The sequence below is a fragment of the Actinoplanes rectilineatus genome (genome assembly GCF_000962825.1).
GTDB lineage: Bacteria > Actinomycetota > Actinomycetes > Mycobacteriales > Micromonosporaceae > Actinoplanes > Actinoplanes rectilineatus.
The window spans coordinates 76,009-97,280 of the sequence record NZ_JZKF01000019.1 but is presented as its reverse complement, the minus strand read 5'-3'; the positions used below and the strand labels follow the sequence as shown (position 1 = coordinate 97,280).

The 21,272-nt window shown below is 72.0% G+C and carries 16 protein-coding genes; 1 reads left to right on the top strand and 15 read right to left on the bottom strand.

All coding sequences use genetic code 11. The features are described from left to right. The first annotated feature begins 25 nt into the window (after positions 1-25). On the top strand, positions 26-1,594 hold the full coding sequence (locus WH85_RS16950) for a cellulase family glycosylhydrolase (RefSeq protein WP_045742843.1): 1,569 nt from the start codon (positions 26-28) through the stop codon (positions 1,592-1,594). On the opposite strand, the gene WH85_RS16945 is transcribed toward WH85_RS16950, so the two are convergent. From WH85_RS16945 to WH85_RS16875, 15 genes are all read right to left on the bottom strand, one after another. Continuing rightward, on the bottom strand, positions 1,534-2,736 hold the full coding sequence (locus tag WH85_RS16945) for a glycosyltransferase (RefSeq protein ID WP_045742842.1): 1,203 nt from the start codon (positions 2,734-2,736) through the stop codon (positions 1,534-1,536). The two genes, WH85_RS16950 and WH85_RS16945, sit on opposite strands and share 61 nt — an antisense overlap. Next, entirely contained in the window at positions 2,714-3,940 is a 1,227-nt protein-coding gene (locus tag WH85_RS16940) for a glycosyltransferase family 4 protein (RefSeq protein WP_045742841.1), read from the bottom strand. Before WH85_RS16940 ends, WH85_RS16945 begins: the two co-directional genes overlap by 23 nt. After that, a complete protein-coding gene (locus WH85_RS16935) occupies positions 3,937-5,235 on the bottom strand; it encodes a lipopolysaccharide biosynthesis protein (RefSeq protein ID WP_045742840.1) in 1,299 nt (432 codons plus the stop codon). Before WH85_RS16935 ends, WH85_RS16940 begins: the two co-directional genes overlap by 4 nt. After that, positions 5,229-6,107: a hypothetical protein gene (locus WH85_RS16930; protein ID WP_045742839.1), complete on the bottom strand. Its 879-nt coding sequence runs from the start codon at positions 6,105-6,107 to the stop codon at positions 5,229-5,231. The genes WH85_RS16935 and WH85_RS16930 overlap by 7 nt, the downstream gene beginning before the upstream one ends. Continuing rightward, positions 6,104-8,026 carry a hypothetical protein gene (locus WH85_RS16925; RefSeq protein ID WP_045742838.1) on the bottom strand — a complete coding sequence of 641 codons (1,923 nt, stop codon included), beginning with the start codon at positions 8,024-8,026 and terminating at the stop codon, positions 6,104-6,106. Before WH85_RS16925 ends, WH85_RS16930 begins: the two co-directional genes overlap by 4 nt. Further along, a complete protein-coding gene (locus WH85_RS16920; RefSeq protein WP_045742837.1) occupies positions 8,023-9,135 on the bottom strand; it encodes a glycosyltransferase family 4 protein in 1,113 nt (370 codons plus the stop codon). The genes WH85_RS16925 and WH85_RS16920 overlap by 4 nt, the downstream gene beginning before the upstream one ends. Then, positions 9,132-9,986, bottom strand: coding sequence for a glycosyltransferase family 2 protein (locus WH85_RS16915; RefSeq protein WP_052720501.1), 855 nt, complete (start codon positions 9,984-9,986; stop codon positions 9,132-9,134). The genes WH85_RS16920 and WH85_RS16915 overlap by 4 nt, the downstream gene beginning before the upstream one ends. 120 nt (positions 9,987-10,106) lie before the next feature. Then, complete coding sequence (locus WH85_RS16910) at positions 10,107-10,883, bottom strand: L-type lectin-domain containing protein (protein WP_045742836.1); 777 nt, start codon at positions 10,881-10,883, stop codon at positions 10,107-10,109. Between the two features lie 82 nt (positions 10,884-10,965). Further along, positions 10,966-12,078: an aromatic ring-hydroxylating oxygenase subunit alpha gene (locus tag WH85_RS16905; RefSeq protein WP_045742835.1), complete on the bottom strand. Its 1,113-nt coding sequence runs from the start codon at positions 12,076-12,078 to the stop codon at positions 10,966-10,968. A gap of 2 nt (positions 12,079-12,080) precedes the next feature. Further along, positions 12,081-13,223, bottom strand: a complete 1,143-nt coding sequence (gene solA, locus WH85_RS16900) for an N-methyl-L-tryptophan oxidase (RefSeq protein ID WP_157411052.1) — start codon at positions 13,221-13,223, stop codon at positions 12,081-12,083. 18 nt (positions 13,224-13,241) lie between these two features. Continuing rightward, positions 13,242-15,581 (bottom strand): GcvT family protein, encoded by a 2,340-nt coding sequence (locus WH85_RS16895; protein WP_045742833.1) that lies wholly within the window; start codon positions 15,579-15,581, stop codon positions 13,242-13,244. Positions 15,582-15,584: 3 nt separating this feature from the next. Next, positions 15,585-16,517 carry an ABC transporter substrate-binding protein gene (locus tag WH85_RS16890; protein ID WP_245673967.1) on the bottom strand — a complete coding sequence of 311 codons (933 nt, stop codon included), beginning with the start codon at positions 16,515-16,517 and terminating at the stop codon, positions 15,585-15,587. Positions 16,518-16,534: 17 nt separating this feature from the next. Beyond that, positions 16,535-18,457, bottom strand: coding sequence for an ABC transporter permease (locus WH85_RS16885; protein WP_245673966.1), 1,923 nt, complete (start codon positions 18,455-18,457; stop codon positions 16,535-16,537). Next, positions 18,454-19,479, bottom strand: coding sequence for a quaternary amine ABC transporter ATP-binding protein (locus WH85_RS16880; protein WP_045742831.1), 1,026 nt, complete (start codon positions 19,477-19,479; stop codon positions 18,454-18,456). Before WH85_RS16880 ends, WH85_RS16885 begins: the two co-directional genes overlap by 4 nt. Continuing rightward, positions 19,476-20,972, bottom strand: coding sequence for a GMC family oxidoreductase (locus WH85_RS16875; protein ID WP_083449050.1), 1,497 nt, complete (start codon positions 20,970-20,972; stop codon positions 19,476-19,478). The genes WH85_RS16880 and WH85_RS16875 overlap by 4 nt, the downstream gene beginning before the upstream one ends. Positions 20,973-21,272: the final 300 nt, after the last annotated feature.

Genomic DNA, 21,272 nt, shown 5'->3' with positions numbered 1-21,272 from the left:
CCGGACGAAAGGACCTCCTCACACCGTGAAGAACGCTCGCCACTTCGCCGCGGTCCTGGCTTCCGCCCTCGCCGCCGGTATCGGCCTGATGCCGTCCGCGGCGTACGCCGCCCCCACCCCGAAGCCGACACCGTCGAAAACCACGAAGCCGGCGACGAAACCGGCCGTAACCAAGCCGGCCGTAACCAAGCCGGCCGCAACAAAACCGGTGGTGACCAAAACCGTCGGACCGACGCTGACCGGGCGGCTGAACGCCTCACTGGTCGCCAAGACGATCAACTACTACCCGTCGGACGCCGGCTGGTCCGCGATGTGGACCCGGTTCGACGCGGTCCGGATCGAGGCGGACCTGACCAAGGCCGCCACGCTGGGCGCCGACAACGTCCGGGTGATCATCTTCCCGCAGGCGTTCGGATATCCGGCCCCGAAGGCCGAGTACACGGAACGCCTGCGCAAGTTCGTCAGCATCGCCGGCGCGGCCGGGCTGACCGTCAAGTTCACCCTGTTCGACTGGTGGTCCGGTTATGCGGACGCGACCGGCAGCGCCGCCTGGGCGAAGGCCGTCATCGCGCCGTACGCGACCGACCCGCGGGTCCTCTCGGTCGAGCTGAAGAACGAGTTCGCCCCGAACGACACCGCCGGGGTGTCCTGGGTGAAGAAGCTGATCCCGTCGGTCCGGGCCGCCGCCCCCACCATGCCGCTGTCGATGTCGACCGACGGGCAGACCGGCGCGGCCGGACTGGGGAAGATCAAGTCCCTGCTGGCCGCCGCCCCGCTCGACTTCTACGACTTCCACTTCTACGGCAGCTCCGAGCGTTCCCTGGCGGAGATCCGGCGGGCGCAGGCCGCGGTCAGCCCGTCCCCGATCGTGATCGGCGAGACCGGCCTGAGCACCGAGACGTCGAGCGAGGGCGACCAGGCCGTCTACCTGGCCCGGGTGTTCCGGGCCGCCCAGGTGGCCGGGGTCCGCTCGGTCGCACCGTGGACCCTGTACGACTTCAACGACGGCGCGATCCCGGGCAACTCGGCGGTGTCGAAGATGCCCGCACAGTACAGGTTCGGCCTGTACCGACCGGACGACACCGCGAAGCCGGCCGCCGCCGTGGTGCAGAACGCGTGGGCCGGCCGGACGATCGACAACAGCATCCTGGACCTGGGCTTCGAGGCCGCCCCGGGCAACTCGCCGTGGCGGCCGTACCTGGCCGACGAGGGCGCCGCGATCCGGGTCAAGGGGGCGGCGCGGACCGGCACGTCGTCGGTGCGCTTCACGCGTACCGAACGGACCGCCACCACCATCCCGTCGGTACGCGTCTCGCCGATCACCCCGGTGCAGGCCGGCCAGTCCTGGCACGCCGAGGCGTGGGCCCGCGGCCAGAACGTCACCGGCTCCAACGAGATGGCGCTGAGCTGGTTCGACATCAACGACAAGTGGCTCGGCCAGAACTCGTCGAAGCAGGTCGCCAAGGGCACCAGCGGCTGGACGCGGCTGACCGTGGACGCGGTGGCCCCGGCCGGCGCCACCAGCGTGCAGCTTCACCTCAAGTCGGGCGACAACGACGGTTCGGTCTGGTACGACGACGTCGCCATCTCCTGACCGACGCCGATACGTGCCAGGAGCCGGGTGTAGGCGTCGACGGTCTGCCCCCACGACGACGGATCCACGTGCCGCCGGCCGATCAGTCCGGCGGCCCGGCCGATCCCGTCGGCGATCTCCGCGGGCTGCCCGGGCGGCACGAACACCGTCCCGCTGTACCGTCCGGCCGCCTCGGTCAGCCCGCCGACCGGGGTCACCACCACCGGCAGCCCGTGGCTCATCGCGATGTGCAGCGGCCCGCTCGCCGAACTCCGCCGGTACGGCAGCACCACGATGTCCGCCGCGGCGAAGTGCTCCTGCACCTCGGCGTCCGGCACGTAGCGGTTGACCAGGCGGATCCGGTCCCGGGCCGGCGAGGCCGCGATCATCTCGACGGGCAGGGTCCAGCCCTCCCAGGTCTCGCCGACGACGGTCAGGTGATGGTCCGGTCCGAGCCGCCCGAACGCCTCGATCAGGTCCTCGAGGCCCTTGTACGGCCGGATCGTCCCGAAGAACAGCAGACGGCGCGTCCCGTCCGGCGTCCGGCCGGCGGCGGGTGTGACGTGGTGGTCGAACGGTCCGTGCAGCGCCACCTCGGCCGGGGTCGCGCCCAGGTCGTACGCGACGCTCAGCTGCTCCCGGTCGAACTCGGAGTGCACGATCACCCCGTCGGTACGCTCCAGCAGCGGCCGGATCGCGGACCGGACGTAACGGGCCGCCCATCCGAGCCGGGCCTCGCCGGTGTCCTGCACCTCGTGGAACTCCACGATCACCGGGATGCCCAGCCGTCGCGCCGCCAGGACCAGCACCAGGTACGAGTGCAGCACCGCCCCCGTCCACCACTGCAGCACCAGCACGTCCGGCCGGAACTCGCGGAGGAACCGCACGGCGCGGGCCAGGCTGGGCGCCGCCCACCAGTCGATGCCGTCGAAGACGCGGACGCCGGACGCGTACCGCAGGTCGGCGAGGGCGTGGCCGACCCGGCCGCGCCCCGGGTAGAGCCGCGCCGGGAGCAGCCGGCGCATCAGGATCGCGCCCACCTCGTGCCGTTCGGCGAGGGCGTTGCTCAGCCGGCAGGTGTAGTAGCTGATCCCGGAGAGGAACCGCCAGCCCGACCCGACCACCAGGATGCGGGTCCGCTCAGCGGGTTGCGATGCAGGCACGGTAGACCTCCTCGATCTGGGGGACGACGCGGGCCGCGGTGAACTCCAGCCCGCGCCGGTGACCGGCGGCGCGCAGCCGTCCGGCGAGGTCGTGATCGGTGAGCACCCGCAGCAGTGCGTCGTGCAGGGCGCCGGCGTCACCGGGCGGTGCCAGCAGGCCGTCGACCTCGTCGCGGACCACGTCGAGCAGGCCACCGGAGGCGGACGCGACCAGCGGCGTGCCGGCCAGCATCGCCTCCACCGCGACCTGGCCCATCCCCTCCAGCAGGGAGGGCACCACACCCGCTGCCGCGCCGCGCCAGGCCGCCATCACCTCCGCGTGCGGCACGTCGCTGCGGATCAGCACGCCGGGCGGTTCCGGCGGGGTGTCCGGGCGCCGGGCGCCCAGGCAGACCAGCCGCGGCGGGTCGGCCATCGTGGCGCCGAGCCGGCGGTAGGCCTCGAACAGCACGTCGATGCCCTTGTGCGGGCCGAGCTGCCCGACGAACAGCAGGTAGCGGCCGTCCGGCAGCCAGAGCGGCCGGGGTGTGTCCCGGGCCAGGGCGTCCAGGCCGTCCGGCACCAGACTGGAGATCACCCGGACCGGCATCCCCGCCGGCAGCCGGGCCTGCCGGACACCGTCGGCGACCGCGGAGGAGATCGCGGTCAGCGCGGTGATGCCCCGGTGTCGCTGGGCGTGCAGGGCGGTGGTGAGCAGCAGCGACCGGGGGCGGCCGTACTGCTGGGCGGCGCACGTCAGGCAGCGGGACAACCCCGGTCCGGCGCACCGGGCGCCGTCGTAGGAGAACGTCTTGCGGACGCAGGTCAGGCTGAAGTCGTGCGCGGTGTGCACGTGCGGCAGACCGAACCGGCGATGCAGCGGCAGATAGCTGTACATCAACCAGTCGTGGCTGTGCACCAGGTCGAACCGTTCGGCGCGCAGCACCCGGGCGATGGCGGCGGTGGTCAGCGGATCCGGTGCGGTCGGGTGGAACGGTTTGGCACGGTCGGCGTTCAGGCCGGGCAGCAGACGTCCGGCGACGCTGGGGACGCGCAGCACGCGTACCCCGTTGATCTCCTCGTCGTCCTCGGCCGCGGGGGTGGCCAGGGTGAGCACGGTGATCTCGTGTCCGCGCCGGACCATGGCCTCGCCGCTGGTGGCGATGCTGCGTTCCAGCCCTCCGATCACGGGGGTGTACAGGTTCGCGAGATGCAAGATCTTCATCGCTTGTCGCTCTTCCCTGTCGGGTACGCGTGAGCGCGCACTTCGTGTCCGCCGTGCAGGACGACGGCGGCCACCAGGACCGCCGCCGCGGACTGCCCCGCGAGCCAGGCGTAACCGGCGCCGGTCACGCCGTGAACCGGGAGCAGCAGCCACGCCAGGGCGAGGCACGAGACGGCCCGGACGGCGTTGAGCCGACGGCAGCGGCGGAAGTCGGACTCCGAGCGCCAGTGCGCGACGGCCAGGTTGACCACCGCGTCCGGGATCGCCGCCAGCACCAGCACGGTCAGCAGCGGTCCGCCGGTCGCCGCGTAGGAGGGGCTGAACAGGGCGAGCAGCCGGTCACCGGCGGCCAGCAGGACGGTGGCCGGGACCCCGACCACGGCCAGGACCACCAGCGCGGCCCGGGAGAGCGGCACCCGGGAGGCGTTGGCCCGCTCGGCGTAGAGGGCGGAAGCCACCGCCGGCGAGACCATGAACAGCATCGACGCGGTCATCCAGGCCAGGTAGAAGTGGCCGGTTGCGCCCGCGCCGAGACGGGCGGTGACCAGGACCGGGAGCAGGACCGCCGGGCCGGCCTGGGCCAGGTTGACGAGGTGGTGGCCGAGCAGCGCGGTTCGCAGGTGCGGCAGCTCCGACCGGGTTCCGGCGATCCGGATCCGGGCGCCGGGACACAGCCGGCCGGGGCCCACCGCGATGGTCACCGCGCTCACCAGCAGGGTCGGCAGGACCCAGGAGAACAGCACCGCCCCGGACGAGGCGGCCCCGGTGGCCAGCACGGCGGCCAGCGCGGTGAGTTTGCCGGCCGCCAGGGCCAGATTGCGGGTCAGCATGCCGAGGCCGGAGCGGTGTGCCACGTACACGTTGTCGAGCAGGGTGGTGAGGGTGACCGCCACCGCGGCCGCGACCAGCGACGTGCCCTCCCCCGCGCCGCGCAGGAACCCGAAGGACGCCGTCAGGCCGGGGAGCACCAGCACGGTCGCGGTGGCCAGCGCCGCCGTGGCGGACGCGGCCACCAGCAGGCCGCTGCCGACGATCCGGGACCAGGCGTCCGGGCCGGCGCCCGGCAGCCGCTGGATGAACATGTGACCGGCGCCCAGGTTCGCCAGCATGCCGACCGCGGTGGCGGCCGAGATCAGCGCGGTGGCGGTGCCGATGTGGGCGGGGGTGACGCCGCGGGCGGCGAGCATCCAGTACCCGTAGCCCAGCGCGCCGTTGACCACCGTGGTCGCCATGATCAGCAGGCTGTTGCGGGCCAGCGAGTCGTCGCGGAGACGGCCGGCCGCCGCGGTCAGCATGCGATCCGCCGCTGGACCCGGACGCCGGGCCGGGTCGCGGCGTAGAAGCCGGCGCTCGAGGTGCCCACGCTGACGCTGACCGGGCGCAGGCAGCCGTCCGCGGGCAGTTCCGGCACCCGGATGTCGAGGGTGCGGACCGTGTCGGCGCCGAAGGTCACCGGCTGGGCGGCCACCACCACTCCGCCCACCCGCAGGCGCACCATCGCGGTGGTCACCGGCAGGCCGGCGCTGGTCACCAGGACCGGTACGCGCAGGCCACCGGCCGGGACGATGAGCGGGTGCCCGACCCGCGACGCCCAGCCCTTCAGCGCCACGCTCAGGTAGCCCGGTTCGGCGGGCCGGGGTCCGGTCCGCAGGGCCCGCAGGGCCACGACCGCGACACCCAGGGCGAGGACCACCGGCAGGGTGACGGCCAGGCCGGTCCGGACCGGCCCGGGCAGGATCCGCCGGTCCGGAGCCGTCGACGCCGGGCGGTCGACGGGATGCGGGCGCCGCTGTGCCGGGAGCCCGACCGGCGCGCCCGGCAGCGGCAGGACCGTCACCCGCTCGCGGACCAGGACGAAGACGCCGAGCAGGACGGTCAGCACGGCCGCACCGAGCACCAGCGCAACCGCGCGGACCGGGAGACCGGACGCGTGCAGCAGCAGGGCGATCAGCGGCACGGTGACCAGGCCGGTCAGGGCGGCGAGCCCGGCGCGGACGGCCGGGAACGGGCTCGGGCCGGGCGCCCCGGGCAGGGCGCGCAGCCACAGTTCGCCGAGGGCGCCGAGAGCGACGGCGGTCAGCGGGAGCGCCGCCCAGGGCCGCCCGGTGGCCGGGATCAGGGCGGCGAGCGCGGTGCCGCCGAGCAGCAGCAGACGGAGAGTGGTCATCGGATGCCCCCGTGTGCCCGCTTGCCGAGGCGGGCGAAGTCGAACCGGTAGATGGCGACGTGCGGGCCGTCGTAGACCTTGATCAGCCAGGGCAGGGTGTCGAACTTGGCGAGCTGGGCCCGGGTGAATCCGGGCTTCCCGTCGTGCGGGATCGGCTCGTTCGTCTCGAAGTAGATCTTGATGTCCGGCACCTGCTCGGCCATCCGCCGGTCCACGACCAGGTACTCGAACCTCCAGCTGCGCAACTGCTCCAGCACGGCGGCCGGCACCGGGCGCCCGGGCGGGGTGCGGTACAGGTCGTAGGCCGGGAAGGTGACCGAGCCGGTGGCCGGTTCCTGCTCGCCGTACGAGCCGAAGATCAGCCCGGTGTAGCGGTCCGCGACCAGCCGGGCACCGCGGCCCTGCGTGGTGCGCAGCCAGTTCGCGGCGGCGAGCACCTCCGGGGTGCTGGCCCGGGTGTCCGAGCCGAAGACCGGCGGTCCGGGGAACCGGTAGGACGGGTTCATCCCGGCCGCGGTGTTGCCGACCAGGACCACGGCGCAGGACGCCAGCAGCGCGGGGCCGGCCGTCCGGTGGAAGCGGTCCACCAGCGCCACGATCAGCGGGGCCGCCGCGACCGCCAGCCCCAGGTAGCTGAACGCCCAGGACCGGCGGGCGCCCTCCGCCCCGGACGGGGTGAGGATCAGCAGCGTCGCCGGGAAGTACAGCAGGCCGAGCAGCAGCATCGCCGCCACCGCGGCCCGGGTCAGCGGCTCGGCGCCGTGCCGGGACCGCCACCAGAGCACCGCCGCGCCGGCCAGCGCGAGCAGGGCGAAACCGGGGGCGGCGAACGCGGCGTCCTGCTCCCACCAGGGCGCGACCGACTGGCTGAACAGGGTCCGGCCGCTCTGCCCGCCGCCGGCCACCCCGCCGAACTGGGTCAGCGCCCGTCCCAGGTAGGGATCGAGGTAGTCGTCGGTACGCGGCGACACGGCACTCATCCAGACCGCCACCACCGACGCCGTCACGGAGGTCAGCGCCCAGCCGGTCCGGGTCGCGGCGATCAGGGAGCGGTCGGCGAGACAGTGCAGACTCAGTGAGAGCGCCAGCAGGCCGAGGACACCGGTGAGCCAGATCGCGGTGAGGTGGTGGGTGGCGGTGACCGTGACGGCCAGCAGCAGGGTCAGCCCGGACCAGCCGAGACGCGACGGGATGTCACCGGCGCGGACCGCCCGGACCGCGGCGGTCAGCGCCCAGACCAGGATCGTGATCGCCAGCGACTCGTACCCCAGCTGGGTGTCGAAGAAGAGGAAAGAGCTGTTCAGGCTGTACGCGCATGCGGCCGCCGCGGCGACTCTCGGGTCCGGCCAGAGCTGAGCGGTGAGCGCGGCGACGCCGAGCACCAGCAGCACGTGGGCGACCAGCAGCACCAGCAGGGCGGCGTGCCAGACCCCGAGCCCGGTGAGCGAGGCGAGCGAGGCGACGGTCGCGTGCAGGCCGGGATAGTCGCCGATCACCCGGACGATCGGGTTCTGCTCGAAGAGCCGGCCGTCGAGCAGGATGTCGTGGCTCTGTCCCCAGTGGGCGTACTCGTCGTGGAAGAGCGGGCCGGCCGGGTTGCGCAGCAGTTTGGGCAGGTAGGTGAAGCAGGCGTAGCCGATCAGGACGGCCAGTCGCAGCCGGGCGCCGGACGAGCGGCGCACCGCCCAGAAGACCGCCGGCAGCGTGAACACCAGCATGCCCGTCCAGAACCAGGCGAATTCGCCGCCGCTGCCCCACTCCGCCAGCCGGTACGCGACGACGAGCGCGGCCGCCCCCGCCGATCCCGCCACAGTGAGCGTGACCGCGCAGGCCACCGCCTCGGCGCGGGCCCGCCGCGGGGAGGCGGCGGGCCCGTCGTTCTGCCGGCCGGTGAGGATCCCGGCCGTCGTGGCGCTCATCGGCCGACGGCCCCCGCTTCCGCCGTCCGGGCCGGCGGCGCCGGGCGGCCGGTCACCGCGGCGTACACGTCCCGGGTCGCGGCGACCACGTCGTCCCAGGTGGGCAGTTCGGCCGTGCCGGTGCGCGGTGTCCCGGCCGCGGCGGCGAGCGCGTCCGCCAGGAGCACCGCGTCGTCCGGGTCGGCGAACCGCAGCGACACCGCGGTCCCGGCCAGCCGGGCCACCTCGCGGTGGGCCGGGATCGGCGAGGCCACCGTGGGGATGCCCGCCGCCAGCGCCTCGGCCACGGTCATCCCGAACGCCTCGTGCGCCGAGGCGGAGACCACCGCGGACGCACCGTCCACGCGGGACGCGTACGCGTCGTCGTCCAGGCGCCCGTGGAACACCACCCGGCCGGACAGCCCGAGCCGGGCGGTCAGGGTGTTCCACGCGTCGCCGGCCGGCCCGGCGCCCACCACGTCGAGGCAGTACTCCGGCCCGAGGTGCAGCATCGCCCGGATCACCCGGTCGACCCGCTTGTAGTGCTCGAGGCGGCCGGCGCAGAGGATCCGCCGGGTCCGCCCGGTCACCGGCGGGGCGGGCGGCCGCGCGTCGGTGCCGTTCGGGATGACCACGGTCCGGCCGGCGGCGCCCGGGAAGTCCCGCAGCACCAGGTCACGTTCGGCCGCGGTGACGCAGACGACCGCCGCGGACCGGTCCATCACGGCCCGTCCGAACGGGCGGTAGAGCGGGTGCAGCGCGGCCCGGAACCGGGTGTGACCGGTGCCGTGGTAGTGCGGCGTGAAGACCAGTGGCACCCGGCCACCGCCCGCGGCGCAGAGCGACACGAGCGAGTGGTAGCTGTGCGCGTGCAGGACGTCGTACTCCTCGGCGTGGGCGCGCAGCCAGCGCCAGAGCGGGACCGAGAAGCGGTAGGCGCCGGCCGGGACGGTCAGCGGGAAGCGCCGGACGCGTACCCCGTCGATCGTCTCGACCGACCGCCCGGCGGCCTGGGTGATCACCTCGACCTCGTCGCCGGCCGCGGTCAGGCCGGTGACCAGGCGCCGCACGTGGGTCTCCACCCCGCCGATGTCCGGGTGGTAGGCGTTCGCGACGATCCCGACCCTCATGAGACCTGCCGTTCCACAGCCAGCGGCTCGGTCTCCACGGCGGCACGCCGGCGCAGCGCCAGGCGGGGACGCCATTCCCGGGCGATGGTGCGCAGCACCCGCAGGCCGTCGGTGAACGCGTTGAGGTTGCTGACCCCGTGGATCCGGGAGTGCTCGAAGCTGGGCACCTCGACGATGGTCAGCCGGGCGTGGGCGGCACGCAGGTTGAGCAGGGTCTCGATCTCGAAGCCGTCACCCCAGAGCCGCCCGTCCGCGGTGTCCGGCGCCGGGGAGGTGCTGTCCAGGTCGAACGCCTCCAGGTGCCGGGACCAGAAGGCGTTGTATCCGTAGCAGAGGTCGCTGTAGCGGGTGCCGTACAGCAGGTTGACCAGCATGCTGAGGCACTTGTTGCCGGCCCGGCGCAGGCGGGTGATGTCGGCGCTGCCGCCGCGCGGGCGGAAGCGGGACCCCTTGGCGAAGTCGGCGCCGGTGCGCAGGGCGTGCACGAAGCGCGGGATCTCGCGGGGGTCGGTCGACCCGTCCGCGTCGATCATGACGATGATGTCGCCGGTCGCGGCGGCGAATCCGCAGGCCAGGGCGTTGCCCTTGCCACGGCGGTTCTGCTGGACCACGACGATGTCCGGGCGCAGCCGCCGGGCGACCGCCACCGTCTCGTCGGTGGAACCCCCGTCGACGAGCAGGATCTCGTCCACTCGGGGCAGCCGTGCGAACACGTGCGGCAGGTTGCGGGCCTCGTTCAGCGCCGGTACGACGACGCTGACCTTGGGTTCTTTGCGGGACTGGGCCGGTGGCCCGGCGAGGGTCCGCCCGGCGCCGGTCTCGCCGGGAAGCACACGGTCGACCGTGGGCATGTCTGTCTCCGATCGGGCAGGGTGGGGTCGGCCCGGGCCGGGCCGGAGGCGAACAGGTGCGAGAGGCTTCGGGTGGTGCGGTGAGGCGGCCGGCGCCACCGTGGCGGCGCCGGCGCTCGCTCAGGCGGACGGGACGTCGATCGTCCAGCCGTAGACGTCCTGGCTCGAGGTGATGTCACCGGTGCTGCCGGTGAAACCGATCCAGGCGCTGGTCACGCCGGACTCCTTGGCCAGGTCGAGGGGCCGGTCGAAGGCCACCCGCTCGGTCGCGCCCTTGCTGCGGGCACGGACGTGCACCGTCAGGTGGGTGGTGGCCGCGTCGTAGCTCAGGCGGACCTGGAACGGCCGGCCGTACAGCGGGATCGGCGCGGGCACGGTCGCCAGGTGCCGGTCGGGGTTGCCGGCCCGGGTGACGGCCAGGTGTTCACCGGCCGGGTCGTTCTGCCCGTTGCGGTAGGTGTCGAACTCGATCGCCACGCTCTGGCGGATGCCGCGGTATCCGAGTCCGCCGCCCCAGCCGCCGAGCGCCCGCGGGCCGGTGCCCTGCACGACGAACGCGATGCCGTCGGCGCCGGGCTTGCCGTGCCGGTGCATGTTGACCACGAAGGTCGTGGTGAAGGACCGCGTGAGGTCGATCTGCCGGGTCGACCAGGCGGAGCCGGCCTGCCGGAAGCTGCCGCTGGTCAGTCGCAGGAACCGGTTCCGGCCGTCTCGGTCCGCGACGACCTGTGCGGTGCCGTTGAGCGAGAGGTCGTCCAGGTGTCCGCCGCTGAGCGGGGTGACGGTGCGGTCCTGGCCGGGGGCGGCGAGCGCCGGGGGCGCCACGGCCGCCAGGGCGAGCAGGGCGGCGGCCAGGAAGCCGCCCCGCACCACTCTGGTTTTGCGAAGAGATCGCACTACATGCTCCGTTTCGGTCGTTTTGCCCGACTAGACCTGGCTTAAGGTAGGGCAGACCACGGAGCCGTGTGGGCGAGATTTCCTAATTACCCCCGAGGGTTCTATCCCGCGCCCACTGGTGGAACGCGCCGATGTGATGCTCGCTGGGCACCAGCACCCCGCCGTCCGCGTACGCCCGGGACGACATCCCCGGCTGGCAGCGCTCGCACGCGTCGAAGTCCTGACGGTTGACCCGGTCGAAGAGCTCGACCGACGGCCCCAGATCCACACCGGAGGCGACCACGTCCGGCCGGAACAGCCAGTCGCACTCGACGACCGTCCGGTCGACCGCCATCGGGAACATCCGGTGCAGGATCACGTGGTCGGGCACCAGGTTGATGAAGACCTGCGGCTTGACGGTGATCGCGTAGTAGCGCCGGTCCTGCTCCGCGCTGATCGTGTCGATGCCGGCCAGGCCGCCACTACCGTCCACCGTGAAACCGGTGACACCCGGCCCGAACTCGGCGCCGTGGCCGACGTAGTACTGCGCGGCGTACCCACCGGCGAACTCCGGGAGGACGTGCACCAGCTCGGGATGGATCGTCGAGCAGTGGTAGCACTCCATGAAGTTCTCGATGATCAGCTTCCAGTTGGCCCGGACGTCGTAGCGGATCCGCCGGCCGACGACCAGGTCGTCCACGCCGTACCGCTCGATCGACGCCACGTCGCCGAGACGCTCGACGCAGGCGCCCACCACGTCCTCCTCGAAGGACGGCGGCTCGGCGGCCAGACAGACCCAGACGTAACCGAGCCACTCCCGGACGTGCACCGGGCGCAGGCCGTACTCGACCCGGTCGATGTCCGGCATCTTCACCAGGTTCGGCGCGGCCACCAACTTGCCGTCCAGGTCGTACGACCACGCGTGGTACATGCAGCGGAACGTCCGCTTGACCGCGCCGGCATCGTCGGCACACAGCTGCGCGCCCCGATGCCGGCACACGTTCAGGAAGGCCCGCGCGTCGCCGTCCCGATTCCTGGTGACCAGTACGCTCTCCCGCCCCACTGTCGTGGTGCGGAACTGACCCGGGGCGGCGATGTCCGCCCCCCGGATCACGCAGAACCACATCTGCTCGAAGATCTGCTCCTGCTCTCGGGCGAAGAGAGCGGGATCGGTGTAGAAGTGACCGGGAAGAGTCGGGACGAGCGAACTGACCATGGCTACTCCATGAGCCGGCGGGGATGGAACAGGTCGATCGGGTGGGACGTCGCTCCGGTGGTGGCGAGATCGGCCAGGATCTCCCCGACGACCGGGACGAATTTGAAACCGTGCCCGGAGAAACCGCAGGCCACGGTGACGGCCTCGTGGGCCGGGTGCCGGCTGATCACGAAGTGCTCGTCGGGGGTGGTGCTGTACATACAGGGCTCGCCGCGCAGCCAGGAACCGGGCAGATCGGGCAGGATCCGGCCGGCGCCGGCCGCCATCTCGGCGATCTCCTCCGGGTGCACCTCGGTGTCCAGCCCCTCCGGCGTGGTGTCGGAGCCCCGCCGGAAGAACGCGATCTTGGCACCGCCGTCCGGGCCGTCGATCGCCGGGAACCCGTACATCTGGCTACCCTCGGCCGGCTCCCAGATGTAGATCGGGTGCGACTCCGGCCGGAACGCGTCCACCCCGCCGCGCGGCTGGAACCAGTGCTGCACCTGCCGTTCGATCCGGATCGGCACACCCAGGTCGGCCAGCAGGCCCGGCGCCCACGGTCCGGGACTGATCACCAGCTGGCCGGCCGTGTACTCCCCCGCCGCGGTCCGCACCCGGACACCGCCGCCGGTGGTCGGCTCCCAGGACTCCATCGGCTCGTCGAAGTGCAGCTCGGCGCCGTGCTTCGCGGCCAGGTCGAGCTGCGCCACCACGGTCCGCTCCGGACGGACGAAACCGGCCTTGGCCTCGTAGAGCGCCACCTCGTCGTCGTGCGGCGCCATCGTCGGGAAGCGGCGCCGCAGCTCGGCGGCGTCGAGCATCTCGTGCTCCAGGCCCCACCGCCGGGCGCTCTCCAGGGCACCGGAGACGGTCCTCGACTCCGGCCGGCCCACCATCACGCCGCCGGTCAGGGTGATCACGTCGCGGCCGGACTCCGCCGCCAGCGCGTCGAACAGTTCGTACGACCGGAGCAGCAGCGGAACATACTCGGAGCCCTCGAAGTAGGACTGCCGGGTGATCCGGGAGCCGCCGTGGCTCGCCCCCCGCGAGTGCCCCGGCCCGAACCGTTCCAGCCCCAGAACCCGGTGCCCCCGGGCGGCGAGGTGGTGCACGGCGGCACTGCCCATGCCCCCGAGTCCGACAACGATCACATCGTAAGCAGGCACAACAGGCTCCTGTCCAGGCTAACGCCGGAGGCGTTCGTGTTTCGGGTCGAACAGCGGCTCGGCCGCCACCGTGGCGAGCAGCCGCCGATCGAAGTATCCGATCTCCACCTGTGTCCCGGGGACGGCGAGTGCCGACGGGAGCCACGCGTACGCGATCACCGACTCGACCGTGTGCCCGTACGCCGCACTGGTCACGTGACCGACGGCGAAGCCGCCCGCGTAGACCGGCTCGGACCCCATCGGCACGTCCCCGGTGTCCGCCACCAGCAGGCAGGTCAGTCGACGGTCCGGCGCGGTGGCCGGCCGCTTGTCGGGGCTGACCGCGAACCCGAGGCCGGCCTGGAACGGGTCGTCCTCGGTCGTCATGTCGACGCCCCAGGCCCGGTAGCCCTTCTCCAGCCGCAGACTGGTGAACGCCGCCCGGCCCGCGGCGATCAGGCCGTACTCCTGGCCGGCCGCCCAGAGCGTGTCCCAGAGCCGCAGGCCGTACTCCGCCTCGGTGTAGATCTCCCAGCCCAGCTCGCCGACGTAGGAGAGCCGCAGCATGGTGACCGGCACCATGCCCAGATAGCCGCGGCGCACCTGGAAGTACTTGAAGGCGTCCGGGGAGACGTCGATGTCGGTCAGCGGGGCGACCAGTTCCCGGGCCGCCGGACCCCAGAGGCCGAGTCCACAGGTGCCGCCGGTGACGTCGCGGACCACCACGCCGGGCGGCGCGGCCCGCAGCAGGCGGTCCAGGTCGAGCGGGCCGTTGACGCCGACCTGGAAACGGTCCTCGGCGAGCCGGGCCACGGTGACGTCACTGGCCACGCCGCCGGCCGGGTCGAGCAGCAGGGTGTAGACCACCGAACCCACCGGGCGGTCGACGTTGCTGCTGGTCAGCGCGTTGAGGAAGCCGACCGGGCCGATCACCTCGAGCCGGGTCAGCGGGCTCATGTCGTAGAGCGCCACCCGGCGACGGGTCAGCCGGGCCTCGGTCTCGGCGATCGGCGACCAGTGCCGGCCGGACCACTCGTCGCGGGGCCGGGCCTCGTCGGAAGGCGGGTTGGACGCGTACCAGAGGGGTCGTTCCCACCCGGCGGCCTCGCCGAAGACCGCGCCCAGCTCGGCCTGCCGGGGGTGGAACGGGCTGACCCGCAGGTTGCGCACCGCCGGCGGGTCCAGCGGGTGCACGATGTCGTAGACCTCGGCGAAGTTGCGGATCGCCCGTTTGCGGACGTATCCCGGGGCCAGTTGCGCCGCATCGAACCGGTTGAGGTCGCATTCGTGCAGGTCGAGCGAGGAGCGGCCGTCGACCATCCACTCGGCCAGGGCCATCGCGGCGCCGGCCGAGTGGGTCACCCAGATCGCCTCGGCGGTCCAGAACCCGCGGAGGTCCCGGGATTCGCCGATCAGCGGAAAGCCGTCGGCGGTGAACGAGAAGACGCCGTTGAACGCCTCCTCGAGGGTCTTGCCGCGCAGCGCCGGGATCAGCTCGATCGCCGCCGACCAGGACTGTTTGAAGGTCTCCGGGGTGTACGGCAGCTTCGACGGGTGCGCGTCGCCGGGCAGCTCGTCGAGGCTGACCGGCATGGGTTCGTGCAGGTAGGAGCCGATGCCGAGGCGGTCGCCGTGTGCCCGGAAGTAGAGGTCGCGGTCTTGGTGGCGGACGATCGGGAGTCCGTCGGCGACGCCGGCGACGCCGGTGGTCCGGACGTACTGGTGGGCCATCGGCAGCAGCGGCACCGGCACTCCGGCCAGTGCGCCGATCGCCGGTCCCCAGAAGCCGGCACAGCTCACCACGATGTCGGCGTCATAAAGTTGATCATCAGTCCGGACGCCGCTGACGCGGCCCTTTCGCGAGACGATCTCAATCACTCGACTGTTTCCGATGAATCGGGCACCGCGCTCGCCGGCCCGCGAAGCCTGCACTTCGCACGCCTTGATCGCCAGCGCCAAGCCGTCGGTCGGCACGTGCAATCCACCCAGAAGACGTGATTTATCCAGCAGTGGGAACATTGCGGCACATTCCGCCGGATCCACCAACGAGGACGAGATCTCCCATGACTGGCCATATCCGAAACGCCGGTGCAACTCGGCCAGACGCTCGGGCGTCGTCGCCACCTCCAGGCTGCCCACCGTGGAGAAGCACCCCAGCGAGGAGTACTTCTCCACGGTGTAACGGGCCATCCGGGCCAGAGTCCGTGACGGGTTGGTCTGGAAGACCAGCCCCGGCGCATGCGAGCTGGAACCACCGGTGACGAAGAGGGGCCCCTGTTCGAGCACGGTGACGTCGGTCCAGCCACGTCCCGTCAGCTCGTCGGCGAGCGCACAGCCCACGATGCCGGCGCCGATGATCACGACCTTCGGTCCGGGCATCGCTCAGCTCCCGGCCGGGATCCAGGACTTCCAGGTGGCCTCGTGCTCGGACGCCCACTTCTCGGCGGCCTGCTCGGCGCTCATGCCCTGGTTGGTGAGGTAGTCGGAGACCAGGTTCTGGTCGTCGTTGGTCCAGGTGAAGTTCTTGACGAACTCGTAGGCGGCACCACCGGTGTCGGCGAACTTCTTGCTGACCACCTTGTCCAGCACGTAGTCCGGGTAGTCGCAGGCCACCTTCTTCGGGTCCGCGTCACAACCCTCGGTGTACGCCGGGAGCTTCACCCGCGCGTACTTCTCCTTGGCGAACAGCCACTGCGGCTCGTAGAAGTAGAAGAGCAGCGGCTTCTTCTGCGCGGTCGCCTGCTGGGCTGCCTTGATCAGCGCGGCCTCGCTGCCGGAGTAGACCACCTTGTAGTTCAGCTTCAGGTTCTCCACCAGGGCGGCGTCGTTGGTGACGAACGACGGATCACCGTCGAGGAGCTGCCCCTGGGCGCCGGACTCGGAGGTCTTGAACAGGTCGGCGTACTTGTTGAGGTTGGCTCCGTCGGTGATGTCCGGGTACTGCTCGACCATCCACTGCGGGACGTACCAGCCGATCACGCCGGTGTTGCCGGTCGGCCCGGCGTCGACGGCGACCTTCTTGTCCTCGATGTACGTCTTCTTCAGATCCGGGTGGCCCCAGTTCTCCACGATCGCGTCGACCTCGCCGGTCTCGAAGCCCTGCCAGGCGATCTCCTCCTTGAGGTTCTTCGTCTCGACGGTGTAGCCGAGCTCCTTCTCCAGGAGGTACTCGATCACCGCGGCGTTCGCCTCGTACCCCACCCACGGGTTGATCGCCAGGTTGACCGTGCCCTTGCTCTCCCCGCTCGGCGCCGACCCGGCGTCGGAGGTGGCACCGCCGCAGCCGGACAGGACCAGGCCGAGTACGGCGGTCATCGGGATTATCCGCAACTTCATTGTCGAGAGCCCTTCGTCGAACGATGAAACCCTTGGGTGAGGCGGTCCAGCAGGACACCGAGCAGCACGATCGCGAAGCCCGCGGCCAGGCCCCGGCCGAAGTCCTCACGCTGGGAGAACCCGGCGACCACGTCGTATCCGAGCGCACCCGCGCCGACCAGGCCGCCGACCACGACCATCGCGAGGACCATGACGATCCCCTGATTGGCGGCGAGCAGCAGACCGCCGCGGGCCATCGGCAGCTGCACCTTCCAGAGCAACTGGCGCGGGGTGGAGCCGGCCGAGAGCGCGGCCTCCACCACCGTGGCGGGCACGTCGCGGACCCCGCGTTCGACCAGCCGGACCACCGGCGGGACCGCGAAGATGACCGCCGCGACGATCGCGGTGAACCGGCTCGCGCCGAACAGCGCGACCGCCGGCAGCAGATAGACGAAGGAGGGCATGGTCTGCGCGGCGTCCAGCAGCGGACGGGTCAGCACGGCCAGCCGGTCGTGCCGGGCGCAGAGCACCCCGGCCCAGACCCCGATCAGCATGGTCAGCACGGTGGCGACCAGGACGGTGGCCAGCGTCTGCATGGCGTGCTGCCAGAGGCCGAGACCGTTCACCCCGGCGGCGGAGGCGGCCGCGATCAGCGCCGACCGCCAGTCCGCCATCAGCAGCCCGGCGACCAGCACGAGCACCGTGAACAGCCACCAGGGCGTGGTGGTCAGGGTGGTCTCGAGCGGGTTGAGCAGAATCGCGCTGACCGTGTTCTTGAGCCACTCGGTCACGTCGTACCAGTGCAGCTCGACCCATCCGGTGAGCGCGTTGACCGGCGCCGCGAAGGAGAACCGCGGCACGGCGTCGCCGATCGGCAGCGCGGCGACCACGGCCGCCGCGCCGAGCACCGGGACCGCCACCCGCCAGGAGTGCGGCCGGCGCCGGGACGCCGCGGTGGTCACCCGGTCCAGCACCACCGCCATGATCACGATGGCCAGGCCGGCGTCGAAGGCCGCGCCGACGTTCACCCGCTCCAGCGCCCGGATGATGTTCTGGCCCAGTCCCGGCGCGTCGATCAGCGCGGTCACCACGGCCATCGAGAGCGCCATCATGACCGTCTGGTTGACCGCGAGGACCAGCGTCGGCCGGGCCATCGGCAGCCGCACCCCGGTCAGCAGCTGCAGCCGGGTGGCGCCCTGCGCGGTCGCCGCCTCCACCGCGGTCGGCGCGACACCGGCGATGCCGAGTTCGGTGATCCGGATGGTCACCGGCACCGCGTAGATCAGAGTGGCGATCACGGCGGCCGGCGAGCCGATCAGGAACAGCAGCGTCATCGGCGCCAGATAGGCGAAGGTCGGCAGGATCTGCATCACGTCGAGCACCGGTCGCAGCGCCGCGCCGACCCAGCGGACCCGGGCCGCCAGCACACCGAGCGGCACGCCGAGCACCACCGCGATCAGCACCGCGGACAGGGTCAGCGCCAGCGTCTCCACGCTCTCGGCCCAGAGGCCGAGCACGGCGAAGGCCACAAAACCGGTCACCGCCAGCAGCCCGGCCCGCCACCCGGCGACCACCAGCGCCAGCGCCCCGGCCACGGCGACCAGGCCGGCGAACCCGAGACCGGTCAACCCCGCGCTCACCGCGTCGACGAGCAGGCGCACGCCGAGGCGGATGTAGTTCACGCCGTACAGGAAGAGGGGGTTGACGTCCCGGTTCGCGTCGACCCAGTCCCGGACCCCGTCGAAGAAGCGGAAAGCCGCGGCGTCCGAGGAATCCGCGGCCGCCGTCGTGCGGAAGCTGAGGAGGGCGACCACGCTCACGACCACCAGGACCGCGATACGGGTACGCCCGGAGCGCAGTCCCGCCGCGCCCCAGCGACCTGGGTGTCCCGCCCCGTCCTCCGCCGCGCCGGTCTCCCGGCCGGCGGTCGTCACCGTCACGCCGGAACCTGCCGGCGATGCCCGAGCAGGGCCGGCAGCAACTGTTCCGCATCCACCACACCGACCCGCACGTCCCCGTCGACCACCGGCACCGGGCGATCCGCGCGCAGCACCCGGGCCACCGCGTCACGGATCACGGTGTCCTGCGGCAGCGGGGTGTCCTCGAGCTCCTCACCCTCGGCCGCGTCCCGGGTGATCCAGCGCAGGGTCAGCACGTCGGCGCGCGGCACGTCCCGCACGAAGTCGGCCACGTAGTCGTCGGCCGGCGCCCCGACCAGCTCCTCCGGCGTGCCGACCTGCACCAGCTCGCCGTCGCGCAGCACCGCGATCCGGTCGCCCAGGGTCAGTGCCTCGGCCAGGTCGTGGGTGATGAAGACCATCGTCTTGCCGACCTCGGCGTGCAGCCGCCGCACCTCGGCCTGCATGTCCCGGCGGATCAGCGGGTCGAGCGCGCTGAACGGCTCGTCGAAGAGCAGCACCTCGGGATCGGTCGCCAGGGCGCGGGCCAGGCCGACCCGCTGCTGCATGCCGCCGGACAGTTGCTCCGGCAACTGGCGCTCGTGCCCGGTGAGCCCGACCAGCTCCAGCACCTCCGCGGCCCGCGCGTGCCGTTGCGCCCGGCCGGCGCCCTGGATCTCCAGCCCGTAGGCGACGTTGTCCAGGACCTGGCGGTGCGGCAGCAGGCCGAAATGCTGGAAGACCATCGCCACCCGGTGCCGGCGCAGCTCCCGCAGACGCTTGGCGGACATCGCCCGCACCGCCTCGCCGTCGATGCGCACCTCGCCGGCGGTCGGCTCGATCAGCCGGGTCAGGCAGCGCACCAGCGTGGACTTGCCGCTGCCGGAGAGCCCCATCACGACGAAGACCTCGTTGGCCGCCACCTGGAAACTCACGTCCCGGACCGCGACCAGGCAGCCGAGCCGGTCGCGCAGCTCGGCGCGGGGCAACGCGGCCAACGGCGAACCGGGCACCCGTTCGGCCCGCGGGCCGAACACCTTCCAGAGCCGCTCGACCTCGATCATCGGTCGCCCGCCAGGGACGCAGCGACCAGGTCGGCGGCCTTCTCACCGATCATGAAGACGGTGACCATCGGGTTCACCGTGGGCATCACCGGGAAGACCGAGGCGTCCGCGATCCGGACGTTGTCGAAGCCCTTCAGCCGCAGCTCCGGGTCGACCACGGCACCGGGGTCGCCGGCCGCGCCCATCCGGCAGGTGCCGGCCGGGTGATAGACGGTGTGGTGGGCGGCCCGGCCGTACGCGGAGAGTTCCTCGTCGGTACGCAGATGCGGCCCCGGCGCGATCTCCCGCTTGATCCAGGAGGCGAACGGCTCGGTGGCGGCCACCTCGCGGGCCAGGCGCAACCCGTCCACGATGGTCCGCTCGTCGTAGCCCTCCGGATCGGTGAAGTACCCGAAGTCGAGCAGCGGTTTGGTGCCCGGATCGGCGTCCGCCAGCCGGAGCCGCCCGGAACTGCGCGGCCGTGGGATGTTCGGGGTCATGCCGAAGCCCCATTCCGGCACGTCGTAGCCGAGACGCGCGGTGTTGACCGTGAACGGGATCTGGTAGAGGTGGAACATCAGGTCGGGCCGGGTGGCACCGGGCTCCCGCCGGACGAACAGGCCGGCGTCCGAGTCCATCGCGGACATCGGCGGGATCGGCCGGTTCGCCTCCCAGAGGATCAACGACTCCGGGTGGTCCAGCAGGTGATCGCCGACGCCGGGCAGGTCCGCCCGCACCTCGATGCCGAGTTCCTCCAGGTCGGCGGCGGGACCGATGCCGGAGAGCAGCAGCAGGCGCGGGGTGTCGATCGCGCCGGCGCTCAGGACGTACTCGTGACGGGCCCGGATCAGTCTCGTGCCGTCGGCGTCCCGGACGGTCACGCCGCGATCCGGGTCGAGGTGGTACGCCCACGTCTCGGTGAGGATCGTCAGGTTGGGCCGGTCCAGGTGCGGATGCAGGTACGACACCGACGCGGACGAGCGGACACCGGTGTCCGGGTCGTAGCCGACCGCGAAGAATCCGGCGCCGTCCACGAACGGCGCGGCGTTGAAGTCCTCGATCACCGGTACGCCCAGCGCGGTGTGGCACGCCGCCACGAAGTCCTCGGTCAGCGGGTTGCGGTCCTTCTCCCCGACCGGGGTGATCGCGACCGCCAGCCGCTCCCAGTAGGGCAGCATCGCGTCGTACGACCAGCCGGTCGCGCCGGCCGCCACCCAGTCGGCGAAGTCCTCCGCCGGCGGCAAGAAACTGATCATGGTGTTGTGCGACGAACAACCACCCAGGACTCGCGCGCGGGAGTGTCTGATATGCGAATTCCCGCGCGGTTGTTCGACGGTCGGATAGTCGTAGTCGTACGGCGACTCCAGCAGGTTCAACCAGTTCCGCAGTAGCAGCACGTTGTCGTCGCCGACGTCGGACGGTCCACCCTCGACCAGGCAGACCCGTACCCCGGGATCGGCGGAGAGGCGCGCGGCGACCACCGATCCGGCGGTGCCACCACCGACCACCACCACATCGAACTCGATCGTTTCCAGTTTGCGCCACCTTCCATCGGGAGGCCGTGGCCGCGCTGTGGGAACAGGATCTTCAGCTCAGTGGTAGGGGTCAATGGCCCTGAGTTTCTTTTACCTCTTCGCAACAACCCCGGCATACCACACCGGCCGCGACCCCTCATCACAGAGAGTCACATCGGCGCCTCCCGCAGTGAGCGGATTCCGGCGCCGACATCCCCCTCAGGCTCCGATCAAGGCATGGACCACCGACGATCGGAATGAGATTTTTCACCTTTCCGGGGGAACATTCTTCCGGGCGTC

Excerpts from the sequence above, each read along its gene's own strand:
- WH85_RS16940 (WP_045742841.1), bottom strand. The coding sequence starts at position 3,940 with ATGAAGATCTTGCATCTCGCGAACCTGTACACCCCCGTGATCGGAGGG.
- WH85_RS16935 (WP_045742840.1), bottom strand. The coding sequence starts at position 5,235 with ATGCTGACCGCGGCGGCCGGCCGTCTCCGCGACGACTCGCTGGCCCGC.
- WH85_RS16930 (WP_045742839.1), bottom strand. The coding sequence starts at position 6,107 with ATGACCACTCTCCGTCTGCTGCTGCTCGGCGGCACCGCGCTCGCCGCC.
- WH85_RS16925 (WP_045742838.1), bottom strand. The coding sequence starts at position 8,026 with ATGAGCGCCACGACGGCCGGGATCCTCACCGGCCGGCAGAACGACGGG.
- WH85_RS16920 (WP_045742837.1), bottom strand. The coding sequence starts at position 9,135 with ATGAGGGTCGGGATCGTCGCGAACGCCTACCACCCGGACATCGGCGGG.
- WH85_RS16915 (WP_052720501.1), bottom strand. The coding sequence starts at position 9,986 with ATGCCCACGGTCGACCGTGTGCTTCCCGGCGAGACCGGCGCCGGGCGG.
- WH85_RS16905 (WP_045742835.1), bottom strand. The coding sequence starts at position 12,078 with ATGGTCAGTTCGCTCGTCCCGACTCTTCCCGGTCACTTCTACACCGAT.
- WH85_RS16895 (WP_045742833.1), bottom strand. The coding sequence starts at position 15,581 with ATGCCCGGACCGAAGGTCGTGATCATCGGCGCCGGCATCGTGGGCTGT.
- WH85_RS16890 (WP_245673967.1), bottom strand. The coding sequence starts at position 16,517 with ATGACCGCCGTACTCGGCCTGGTCCTGTCCGGCTGCGGCGGTGCCACC.
- WH85_RS16880 (WP_045742831.1), bottom strand. The coding sequence starts at position 19,479 with ATGATCGAGGTCGAGCGGCTCTGGAAGGTGTTCGGCCCGCGGGCCGAA.